The 11,635-nt window shown below is 31.0% G+C and carries 10 protein-coding genes; 6 read left to right on the top strand and 4 right to left on the bottom strand.

Features of this window, described 5'->3' with window-relative positions:
* Positions 1-83: 83 nt before the first annotated feature.
* A complete protein-coding gene (locus Q0828_RS22910) occupies positions 84-410 on the bottom strand; it encodes a hypothetical protein (protein WP_298427242.1) in 327 nt (108 codons plus the stop codon).
* A 271-nt stretch (positions 411-681) separates the two neighbouring features.
* On the opposite strand from Q0828_RS22910, the gene Q0828_RS22915 reads away from it, so the two are divergent.
* The 5 genes from Q0828_RS22915 (at position 682) to Q0828_RS22935 (ending at position 7,725) form a co-directional block, all read left to right on the top strand.
* Positions 682-2,577 carry a T9SS type A sorting domain-containing protein gene (locus tag Q0828_RS22915; RefSeq protein WP_298427245.1) on the top strand — a complete coding sequence of 632 codons (1,896 nt, stop codon included), beginning with the start codon at positions 682-684 and terminating at the stop codon, positions 2,575-2,577.
* Between the two features lie 6 nt (positions 2,578-2,583).
* Positions 2,584-3,369, top strand: a complete 786-nt coding sequence (locus tag Q0828_RS22920; protein WP_298427250.1) for a prolipoprotein diacylglyceryl transferase — start codon at positions 2,584-2,586, stop codon at positions 3,367-3,369.
* A gap of 4 nt (positions 3,370-3,373) precedes the next feature.
* Positions 3,374-4,057, top strand: a complete 684-nt coding sequence (locus tag Q0828_RS22925) for a MopE-related protein (protein ID WP_298427253.1) — start codon at positions 3,374-3,376, stop codon at positions 4,055-4,057.
* A 65-nt stretch (positions 4,058-4,122) separates the two neighbouring features.
* On the top strand, positions 4,123-6,978 hold the full coding sequence (locus Q0828_RS22930) for a histidine kinase (protein WP_298427256.1): 2,856 nt from the start codon (positions 4,123-4,125) through the stop codon (positions 6,976-6,978).
* A 3-nt stretch (positions 6,979-6,981) separates the two neighbouring features.
* On the top strand, positions 6,982-7,725 hold the full coding sequence (locus Q0828_RS22935) for a LytTR family DNA-binding domain-containing protein (RefSeq protein WP_298427259.1): 744 nt from the start codon (positions 6,982-6,984) through the stop codon (positions 7,723-7,725).
* A gap of 34 nt (positions 7,726-7,759) precedes the next feature.
* Here Q0828_RS22935 and Q0828_RS22940 read toward each other — a convergent pair whose 3' ends face one another.
* Positions 7,760-8,323 carry a hypothetical protein gene (locus Q0828_RS22940; RefSeq protein WP_298427262.1) on the bottom strand — a complete coding sequence of 188 codons (564 nt, stop codon included), beginning with the start codon at positions 8,321-8,323 and terminating at the stop codon, positions 7,760-7,762.
* A gap of 280 nt (positions 8,324-8,603) precedes the next feature.
* On the opposite strand from Q0828_RS22940, the gene Q0828_RS22945 reads away from it, so the two are divergent.
* Entirely contained in the window at positions 8,604-8,981 is a 378-nt protein-coding gene (locus Q0828_RS22945) for a hypothetical protein (protein ID WP_298427265.1), read from the top strand.
* A 54-nt stretch (positions 8,982-9,035) separates the two neighbouring features.
* Here Q0828_RS22945 and uvrB read toward each other — a convergent pair whose 3' ends face one another.
* Positions 9,036-11,024, bottom strand: coding sequence for an excinuclease ABC subunit UvrB (uvrB, locus tag Q0828_RS22950; protein ID WP_298427268.1), 1,989 nt, complete (start codon positions 11,022-11,024; stop codon positions 9,036-9,038).
* A 154-nt stretch (positions 11,025-11,178) separates the two neighbouring features.
* Positions 11,179-11,577 (bottom strand): hypothetical protein, encoded by a 399-nt coding sequence (locus tag Q0828_RS22955; RefSeq protein WP_298427271.1) that lies wholly within the window; start codon positions 11,575-11,577, stop codon positions 11,179-11,181.
* Between the last annotated feature and the right edge of the window lie 58 nt (positions 11,578-11,635).

Consider the following 11,635-nt stretch of genomic DNA (forward strand, 5'->3'; position numbering starts at 1 on the left):
AATTGAGAGAGAAAGCGCAGAAAAAGCAGGATATTTGCCCTACCATTTTTTTCGCGCTTTCTATTTGTTTTATAATGATTTGATTAGAACTTCCCGTAAAAAGAAGAAATGTCAAAATAGTATGAAACTTCTGTTCCATCTGGCTTTTTTAGTTTTAAAACATCATATGGCTTTTTATCCTCAAAAATGAGTGCTTGCCCTAATAATTGGCAACCTTGACATGCTTTTTTTACATATGCATATTCTTCAGGAACGCTTTTTACTTTGATTGCATTTTCAACTGAACTTCCATCTTTTTTGCCAGAATCAGCAGTTGTGGTCGTTTGCGAAACTGCTTTTTTTTGAGATCCACAAGAAGTGAATGTGATACAAAAAAATACAAACAGAAGTATGGGTAGTGTTTTTTTCATGGGTAATGGTTTTAATTTTTTATAAATCTAAGGTAATCTTATAAATCATAAAATGAAGAATGCGTGTGCTGTAATATTTTTAGTAGTGAACGATTGCTTCTAATGAGTAAACTCTTTTTGGGGTCTTTGATGTTTTGGTCTTTAACTTTTAATACTATGAAAGAGGTGTTTTAATAAATGAAACAAGAGCTTCCTTTAATGGTAAACTTCTTCACGAACATTAGGTTTTACATTTGAATTACATTTATTAATTTTTATAAATCTTCTCTCAATGAAAGTAAAACTGTATTGCATACATACGCTTTTATGTATACTATTTTTTAATGTAGTAAACGCGCAAAATATTAACATACCAAATTATGACTTTGCAACAAATTTGAATGGTTGGTCAGTAACAGGAAATAATATCACATTAACAGATTCAGGTGTTGATTACACAGGAGGTGTATTATATATTGTAAATCCAACTTTTAATGAAGAGACTTTCGTGCTAACATCTTCTTCTTTCCCTTTGTTTGCAAATGATAACTATGTATTCTTTACAGAATATGGGTATTATTTGTTTGACCCTATGTTTGGAGTAAATCAATTTGGACAATTAAGTAATGTAGTTTTAAAAAACTCTTCAGGAACTGTTGTGCAAACATTCAATCTAAATTGTACAGTTTTTGGAAATGGACTAGATTTCTGCGATTCTTCTCCTTTTCTTATAGATACTACAGATAGTTATTATTTAGAACTGACAGGAACTATTGGGCATACTGATCCAAACAGTTATACAGAAGCTAATTATATTTTTAGTACAATTAACCTGTACAAAGACAATTCGCCGCATGTTATACAAGGAAAAGTAACATATGATGAAAATGCCGATAACTGTGTAACATCAACATATACACCAACTAACATTCAAATAAAAAGTACAGCTGCTACATCAGGAAATGTATATTATTCAAACACTAATTCTTTGGGGAATTATGGTTTTTCATTTGAAGAGACGGGAACAGTAATCACAGAAATACCAAATGGTGTAATTACTTCAAACCCTATAAATTACTCAAATACATTTACAACGGCACAAACCATAAGTAATCAAGACTTTTGCATTACTTCAACTATAGTTGGCACGGATGTATCAGTTGTAATAATTCCAACTACGGATGCGCGACCAGGTTTTGATAGTGGTTATAGTATTGTATATACCAACAATGGAGGAACAACAGCAACTGGAACTATTGATTTTACATACGATACTACACTAGTTAATCATTTATCTTCTTCTCCAACAGAAAACAGTGCAACAGCAAATTCGCTGAGCTGGAATTATTCAAATCTGCAACCTTTTGAAACAAGAGTGATAAATGTGTTTTTTAATATCAATACACCACCAATTGTGAATAATGGAGATGTTCTGTCTTTTCAAGCAAGCATAAGTCCGATAGCAGAAACAGTAACAATAAATAACACATTTGATTTGCAACAAATAACGATAGGTTCGTACGATCCTAATGACGCTATCGTTTTACAAGGTTCGTTAATTACAGCAGCGCAAGCTTCGGAAGATTTACACTTTAGAATTCGTTTTCAAAATACAGGAACAGCTTCAGCTATTAATATAAATGTAAATACAATTTTAGATGTCGATTTAGATTGGACAACATTCACACCACTATATGCTTCGCATGCATATACTACTACTGTAAATAACGGTGAAGTAAACTTTAAGTTTGATAATATCAATTTAGCAGATAGTACAAGTGATGAACCAAATAGTCATGGTTATATAGTTTTTAAAGCAAAGCCAAACGTAGGATTTGCTGTTGGTGATATTGTTTCATGCAAGGCAGACATCTATTTTGATTACAATTTACCAATTATTACAAACACAGCGACAACACAAATAAATCCAACACTTTCTTTAGGTAATGTTGTAAATAGTGAAGCTTCTTTTACGATGTATCCAAATCCTGTGAAAAATCAATTAGAAGTTGTGATACAGAAAGAAGCTACTTATGTTCTGTTGAATAGTCGTGGGCAACAACTTCAGAAAGGAGTTTTGTATCAAGGAAAAAACACACTCAATCTAGAGAGTATTTCAAATGGAATTTACTTTTTAAAAGTTGTTTCAGCGAATAGTTTTTCAACTAAGAAAATAATTAAACAATAGTTTTAAATGTATCCAGAACTATTTAATTTTCAACTACCAGATTTCTTAGGACAACAAGAAGTTACCATATATAGTTATGCTGTATGTATAGTAGTAGGGACATTGATTGCTGCTATTTACACAAGATGGAGCGCAAAAAGAGATGTAGGAATAACAAATTTATCAAATACTTTTTTCTATCTCATATTTATAGCTGGGTTCATTGGAGGAAAGTTTTTCTATTATATGCAAGATCCTGTGTTATATATAGAAAATCCATCTTTAATGCTTCATAATTTTTCAGGTGGATTTGTATTTTATGGATCGTTTGTAACAATTATTCCTTTCATCATTTGGTACTTGAAAAAGCGAAAAATAGATGTATTGGCAATGCTAGATATTTTTGCAATAACTACAATTATAGTACATGCAATTGGGCGCTTCGGATGTTTTATGGCAGGTTGTTGCTTTGGAGCACCAACTGAAAATGCAATAGGCGTTATTTTTCCAACAACATCACCTATAAAAGTACATCCAACGCAACTATATGAAATAACAATACTTCTAGGAATTCTTTTGGTTTTGGTATTTCTGAAAAAACACAAACGATTCAATGGACAACTGTTCTTAATCTACTTAATGCTATACGCGTTTGGAAGAGGGATTCTAGAATTGTATAGAGGAGACGAACGCGGTTTTATTATTGAAAACATATTGTCACATTCACAGTTTATAGGACTTTGCTTGATTATAGTTGCTTCATATTTCTATCATAAATTTCACACACAAAATAAATTAACACTTAATATTTAATACGATGAAAATATCTTTTTTTAAATCTATATTTCCAATACTATTATTAGTAGTAGCAGTATTCATAATAGGTTCTAGTTGTTCAGATCCTAGTCAGGCATATTATAATTGGTATCCAGATGTTGACCAAGATGGTTTTGGTAGTTCAGCCAATAGTATATCTGCAACATTAGATGAAGCTCCAATTGGATATGTTAGAGACACTTCAGATTGTGATGACACTGATGCAACTATTAATCCTGATGCAACAGAAATACCAAACAATGCTATAGATGAAGACTGTAATAACTTATTTGCTTATACTTTTTACAAAGATGGCGATGACGATGGTTTTGGAGATCCAAATGTAGAAGACATTATTGAAATAGAAAATATAGGAGAAACTCCTAATGGGTTTTCAAGAAATGATGGTGATTGTGATGATGCCAATCCAACTATAAATCCTTTAGCGGATGAAATTGTAGGAAATGATATTGATGACAATTGTAATGGAGAAACAGATATTGATGATGTTAGATATATAGATGCTGACGGTGATGGGTATGGTTCTCAGAATCAGGCTGCTGCAGATGGTGTGTTCAATAATTTAGATTGTGATGATACTGATGGAGAAGTACATCCGTATGCAGATGAAATTCCGAATAATAGTATTGATGATGATTGTGATGGAATGGTAGATGAAAATTAATAGCTGTTGTCGTTTTGATTTAGTCTAAACGATTACCTTTACAATATACTTAAAACTAAAAAACGTTGAAACACAAAAAACTCCATATCACTATATTATTTATACTGTTATGGAGTTTTTCCTTTGCGCAGCAATACACAAATTACACAACCAAAGATGGGTTGCCTAGTAATCATGTATATACCATTTTACAGGATGTAAAAGGCTTTATGTGGTTCTTGACAGATAAAGGAATGGTAAAGTATAATGGAAAAGACTTTACTGTATTTACAACCAAGGAAGGGTTGCCAAATAATGATGTTTGGGATGCTTTTACAACGCCAGATGGAAAAGTGTGGTACTTTTCTAAAGCTTCTTCACTTGGATACATAAAAAATGATAGTATCATATCTTTTCCTAATGAGAATAAAACGGAGATTATAAACCCAATATTTCCATCTCAAATTGGCAATGAAGTATATCCTTCCGGACCTAATAAAAAGTATCAATTAAAAGATAATGAATGGAAGAATATACATAATGTTAAAAAAGAAATACACGAATATGATTTCACTAAAGTATTCCATGAAAATGTAAGCTCATTAGTTATTAATTATGATGAAGAGTTATTGTATGTACATGATATAAATCAAAAAAAAATAAAGAAATTTTCAGCAAAAGGAATTTTAAATGAAGATAGTGCAAGAGGCCAAATTACGGATAGTTTATTTTTCTGGGTTTCAAACAAACAATATTCAATATTAAATTTAAATACTTTAAAATTAAGTAAATATAAGTTTAAAGATGAATTGGGAATTGAAATAGTAAATCATTCAAGAATTAATTTAGTTGCAGATAGATTGCAAATTTCAGGCGCTAATTTTGTAGGCTTCTTAGATGTTGATTTTCATATTGTAGCTCCTTTTTATTTCCCCAAAAAACTAAATGCTCATTTTGGGTTTATAGACAATCTCAATACAGTTTGGCTTTGTACATTCAATAAAGGGATTTATAAACTGCCTCAAATAAAACAACACATAAAGTATGCATTTAATGAAGAAAAAATTCAAGGATTTAATGTCATAAATGATGTTTTATATGCAAATATTTTTAAAAAAGGAATTTACAAATATGATGCATTACAAAAAGATTTTAAACCTTTCATAATTACTGATAAATACATTTTTGGCGCGAGTGAAATAAAAGAACTCCGTAAAAATTACTATACGACGAAATCAAGAATTATAATTGAACATAACAATCAACTAAAGGAAGTAGATTTAGTTAGGATAGAAGGACAATCAACTGGGACTAACAATTTGGCACGAAAGTTTATATATTTTGAAAACGCTTTGTATGGTGATTATTCTTTTGGAGTTCATAAAATAAATCCTGATAATTTAAACCTAGAAAAAGAATACATTCAAAAAGGATGTAGTGATTTGCTTATTTTTAAAAATCGTTTATTGATAGCAACTACAAATGGGTTAAAAGAGTTAAAAAATGATTCTATTATTCCTGTAAAGTATAAAGACAATATACTCAACAAATCTATTTTAAGTATAAAGAAAATAAGTGGTCAACAGCTTTTAATAAATACTGATGGATTTGGTTCATATATCACAGACTTAGATACAATAAAATCATTAAAAGGATCAGAATTTTTAATAGTTCAAGATGCTTTTATCGAAGAAAGTAATATTTGGTTAGCAACTAACAAGGGAGTGTTACATTTTTTAAAAGAAAATAATACTTTCAAGTTAAGCAGAACATACAATCAAAATGATGGTTTGCCTAGCAATAATATTAATTCAGTATATGTCAACGCAACCGATTTAATAGTAGCCACAAATAATGGACTAGCCATTTTGCCAAAATATCAAAAGAAGCAAAATCTTTTACTGGATGTTTTCATAAAAAAGGCAGCATATAACTCGAATATAATTACAAATGAAAACAATGCTTTTAACTATGTAGTGAATAATACTATAAGATTTGAAGTTTCTCGTATAGATTTCTCTGAAGACCAAAATGAAGCATATACATATAAACTAGAACCCATACAAAAAACGTGGAGTAATTCAGTAACAAACATTTTCAATTTTAATGATTTGCAGCCCAATGATTACACATTTAAAATAGCATTTGATGGTATAGAAAAACAAATTGAGTTTACAATTATACCATTATGGTGGCAAACATTGTGGGCAAAAATACTAGGAATATGTTCTCTTTTGCTGGTGATAATCCTTGCTGTGTGGAGAATTAGCAAGATAAGTCAAGAAAAGAAAAATGAAAAACTACTACAAGAGAAAATGCTTTCAGAAATTCAGTTGAAAGCATTGCGTTCTCAAATGAATCCTCACTTTGTATTTAACTCTTTGGCAGCAATTCAATATTATATCAATAACAATGAAATAAAAGCTTCTGAGACGTATTTAGTAAAGTTTTCAAAACTCATTAGGCAGTTTTTTGAACTCTCGAAAGAAACAGAAATCAATTTAGATCAAGAAATCAAACTTATCAAAAACTATTTAGATATAGAAAAATTACGTTTTAAAGATAAGTTTGAATATCAAATTCATATTGATGACTCGCTAAATACAAAAACAAACAAAATACCAACTATGCTATTGCAACCTATTGTTGAAAATGCTGTAAATCATGGAATTTTTAATAAAATGGAAAATGGAACAATTACTATTAACTTTATAGCTGTTGATGAAAAAAGTTATCAAGTTGAGGTAATTGATGATGGAGTAGGAGTTGTAAACACACAGAATAAAGGCAATAGGAAAGTAAAATCTTCAAATGTTTTAGACGATCGTTTAAAGTTTTTGAATCAATCAGGAAACTGGAATATTGTTTATACTGTAGAAGAAGTATATCCAAAGTTAATGGACAAAGGAACGAAGTCAACCTTTATAATTACACAATTATAAGTTATGAATACACTAACTACCATACTTATTGATGATGAAATATCTAACCTAAAAGGATTAGCTCAAAAAATAGGAGAACTATTTCCTGCGATTGAAATTATAGCTACTTTTCAAAAGCCAGAAGATGCTGTCAAAGCATTAAAAAAAGCACAACCTGATTTAGTTTTTTTAGATATTGAAATGCCTAGAATAAATGGTTTTGAACTACTTGCAAAACTAAAAGAAATACAATTTCAAGTCATTTTTGTAACTGCTTATAGTGAATATGCTATTGATGCATTTAAGCAAAATGCCATAGATTATGTTCTAAAACCAATTGACGATGAAGACTTAATAATTGCTGTAAACAAAGCAATCACTGCTATACAAACAAAAAACGATTTAGAAAATAATTCAAGACTTGTTAATTTATTAACCAATACAATTACTCATAGCAATAAAATCATTGTGCCTACACCAAAAGGCTTGTCATTTATACCAGAAGAAGAAGTAATGCATCTGGAAGGTTATGATGGTTACACAAAAATTCATCTTATAAATACAACGATACTTACAAGTTCATACAATCTTGGGAAATTTGAAAAACTACTAAACCCCAAATTTTTTAAATGCCACAAATCACATATTGTAAACCTTGAAAAAGTACGACATTTTGAAAACGAAGGATATTTAGTATTAGATACAGAAGAACGTATTCCTATTTCTAAAGCCAATAAAAAAGCCTTTTTAGAGTTTTTTAGGAAATAGTATACAGTAAGTTATTCCTTAGTATTTAACTTTTCTAACTATTAATAAATGTCAAATCGAGATAATATTCTTTCTTATCCATAGGATTTAAATACAACGTGGTTATTTTTTGCATATAGAAATGCATTCGCACGGAAGTTTCGTCTTTATGAATAATTTCTTCAATGACAAACATTCGTTCTTTATAACTTACATTAAATGTAACTTCACAATAGGTATACGTAATTCTTTCTTCATTGTAATGCCCGTTTCCTGAAATTTCATTTATTGCTGCGGCTCTGTAATCTTGAGTAACAGTATATGTTTCCGTATGTTTTTTTTCTACAATTTTTGCTTCATCCAACACTATATGCACACGATCTGCCGTTTTTAGAAATTTTTGAAATTCTTTGTTTTTCTGTTTTTCAATTTTATCAACTTCTTTTTCAACCCAAAAAAAGGATAAAGCATATGGAGCCATAATTACGATTCCTATAGCAATGAAAATCCAATTGATATTGTTACTTATTATTCCTACTAAAACAAACATCATCCCCAAAATGAGAATTCCCAGAAGTATATTTTGACCAATACTGGCAAGCTTTTCTTTTATATTCATAAGTGTACAATGTCGTTTTACCTCTTCATCAGTGAGTCTATATGACGTTATATTACAGGTTTTTTAGAGAAACCTAAAATACAACAAAATGTTTTTGTAAGAACTACTTTTTGTAGAGATATAAATAGTGTGAACGTATTAATACGTGTTGATTTTTAGGTATTTAAAGGCTTTTGTGTGATAGTTTTACAATGTAATTTTACCATGTAATTACAACATACATTTTTGCAAAGATGTTCAAGTTTAAAACAATTAATTAATCATCTAAAAATTTAAAATTATGGCATCAGTACCACAATTAGCAACCTACACATCGTCTAACGGTGCGTATCAAATTACAATAACAGCAGCAAATTCTTCAAAAGGAAGCATCACAGCAACTTACAACAGTAAATACACTCCAGTAGGATCGTTATCGATAGAAGGTGATATTGGTGGATATTCATGGGTTACAAATGATAGTGGAGATTTAACTCCTTTTGCAATAAGTTTTAGTGTAAGTCAGCGCCCAAGTGGCAGACCTTATTACATTATTGAGCGTTGGAGTGGATATTATACTTCTGATAATGTATTGGTAATGACAGGAATTCAAGGATATGTAAACGGAGATGGAACCGTATCAACAATATGTTTAGGAACTTTTGATTTTACAATCTAGTCCTTACTTTTATAAAAACCTTAAAACTACCTTGTTATTATAACAAGGTAGTTTTTATAATTTTTCCTGTAATAACTTAATTTCATCACGGTATTTAGCAGCGTCCATAAAATTCAATTCTTTTGCAGCAGTCTCCATAGATTTACGTTTTTCACGAATCAGTTTTTCAATTTGCGGTTTGGTCATATATTCCAAATCTGGTTCCGCAGCAACTTTCGCTTTGATTTCATCTTCCCAAGAAAGACTTTCATCTTTACCAAGTGCATTGTTTAATGATTTATTTAAACCTTTTGGTGTAATACCGTGTTTGGTATTATATTCAATCTGTTTTTCACGTCTGTATGCTGTTTCATCCATTGTTTTCTGCATACTTTTCGTGATTTTATCCGCATACATAATCGCTTTTCCATTAACATTCCTCGCAGCTCTACCAACGGTTTGTGTTAACGATCTCGCTGAGCGTAAAAACCCTTCTTTATCTGCATCTAAAATTGCAACTAATGATACTTCTGGTAAATCCAATCCTTCACGAAGTAAGTTGACACCAATTAAAACATCAAATAAACCTTTACGTAAATCCTGCATAATTTGTACACGTTCCAAAGTATCAACATCACTGTGAATGTAACGACAACGAATTTGAATTCGTGATAAATATTTAGTCAACTCTTCTGCCATTCGTTTGGTCAAAGTAGTAACTAAAACACGTTCATCTTTTTCTGTGCGAAGATGAATTTCTTCTACTAAATCATCAATCTGATTTAAACTTGGACGTACTTCTATAATCGGATCTAACAATCCAGTTGGGCGAATTACTTGTTCTACATATACGCCATCTGTTTTGTGCAATTCATAATCTGCGGGCGTTGCACTTACATAAATTACTTGATTCTGAATGGCTTCAAATTCTTCAAACTTTAGCGGTCTATTATCCATTGCAGCTGGCAAACGGAAACCATATTCTACCAAGTTTTCTTTTCTACTTCTATCACCACCATACATTGCATGTACTTGCGAAACAGTAACGTGACTTTCATCCACAACCATTAAATAATCATCTGGAAAATAATCTAATAAACAGAAAGGACGTGTTCCAGGTGCACGACCATCTAAGTAACGTGAGTAGTTTTCAATTCCTGAACAATACCCTAATTCACGAATCATTTCTAAATCAAAGTTTGTACGTTCTTCCAAACGTTTTGCTTCCAAATGTTTTCCTATTTCTCTAAAATACTCAACCTGTTTTACCATATCTTCTTGAATTTGATGAATGGCATTTTGTAACACTTCTGGCGAAGTCACAAACATGTTTGCAGGATAAATAGTGAGTTGTTCGTATTTTTCTAAAACGGTATTCGTAGCAGGATCAAACGATTCTATTTCTTCAATTTCATCGCCAAAAAAGTGAATTCTAAATGCAAAATCGGCATATCCTGGATAAATATCTACGACATCTCCTTTTACACGAAACGAACCACGTAAAAAATCTGCAGTTGTACGAGAATATAAACTTTGAACCAAACGATGTAATAATTTCGTTCGTGAAATAATTTGATCACGCTCTAGTTTGATCACATTTTTTTGAAATTCTATAGGATTTCCAATACCATACAAACACGAAACCGAAGCAATCACAATGACATCACGACGTCCAGAAAGTAGGGAAGAAGTAGTGCTCAATCGTAATTTTTCAATTTCTTCATTGATCGATAAATCCTTTTCTATATACGTTCCAGAAGTAGGAATGTAAGCTTCCGGTTGGTAATAATCATAATATGAAACAAAGTATTCCACCGCATTTTCAGGGAAAAACTGCTTGAATTCTGAGTACAATTGTGCAGCCAAAGTTTTGTTGTGAGCTAAAATTAGTGTTGGTTTTTCAACCTTTTCAATCACATTGGCAACGGTAAACGTTTTTCCCGAACCTGTCACACCTAACAAGGTTTGATAGCGTTCGTCTGCTTCAATTCCTGAAACTAATTCTTTAATCGCTTGTGGCTGATCTCCCGTAGGAGAAAAATCAGATACTATTTTTAATTTCATAAATATATTTTCTTTGTTGGGCGTTCCCTTTGGTCAGGCTTTCGGCAGTCGCTCTCTACGAGGAGCTCCAACAATGCCTCAATCCTTAACGCATCATCTTGCAAAAATAATGAAAAGGTGTGAAGTAAAATTCTTTTGAGAAACTATTCCGTAATTACTTTTCAGTTAACTCATAAATACTTAGTTCATAATTATCACCATTTACAGCATAATTTTTAAATAATAGATACAATTCATCTGTACCATTCTTATTCAAGTCAATAGTGCTGTAACTCACGTTTGTTGGATTGTCAAATAGTAATGTGTCTTCGTGAAAAATTGTTTCATCCTCTCGAAAGCTTAGAATAAGTGCTGGTCTTTCAAAAGTTTGAGGATATGAAATAAGCAACTTTATTTTTCTATTTGAAAAAGCATGCTCAAAATAATTTGGTAAGGAATCGAGTTTATTTAAAATAAGCTCTTTGTTATTGATAATACCATGTTGTGTGAGTTTGTCGTAAAAACTGCCTTTTTTTGATTTGTATTCATAATTCTGAACAGGATTACGGTTCATGAACTTATCCAACTCTTTACCCGCCAAAGTGTCGCTTCCAAAATAATTTCTTCGAAAT

Source organism: uncultured Kordia sp. (genome assembly GCF_947496985.1).
Lineage (GTDB): Bacteria > Bacteroidota > Bacteroidia > Flavobacteriales > Flavobacteriaceae > Kordia.

Bases quoted from the DNA above. Each gene is read 5' to 3' on its own strand.
- Q0828_RS22945 (WP_298427265.1), top strand. From the start codon at position 8,604: ATGGCATCAGTACCACAATTAGCAACCTACACATCGTCTAACGGTGCG.
- uvrB (WP_298427268.1), bottom strand. From the start codon at position 11,024: ATGAAATTAAAAATAGTATCTGATTTTTCTCCTACGGGAGATCAGCCA.
- Q0828_RS22935 (WP_298427259.1), top strand. From the start codon at position 6,982: ATGAATACACTAACTACCATACTTATTGATGATGAAATATCTAACCTA.
- Q0828_RS22910 (WP_298427242.1), bottom strand. From the start codon at position 410: ATGAAAAAAACACTACCCATACTTCTGTTTGTATTTTTTTGTATCACA.
- Q0828_RS22915 (WP_298427245.1), top strand. From the start codon at position 682: ATGAAAGTAAAACTGTATTGCATACATACGCTTTTATGTATACTATTT.
- Q0828_RS22920 (WP_298427250.1), top strand. From the start codon at position 2,584: ATGTATCCAGAACTATTTAATTTTCAACTACCAGATTTCTTAGGACAA.
- Q0828_RS22940 (WP_298427262.1), bottom strand. From the start codon at position 8,323: ATGAATATAAAAGAAAAGCTTGCCAGTATTGGTCAAAATATACTTCTG.
- Q0828_RS22925 (WP_298427253.1), top strand. From the start codon at position 3,374: ATGAAAATATCTTTTTTTAAATCTATATTTCCAATACTATTATTAGTA.
- Q0828_RS22955 (WP_298427271.1), bottom strand. From the start codon at position 11,577: ATGAACCGTAATCCTGTTCAGAATTATGAATACAAATCAAAAAAAGGC.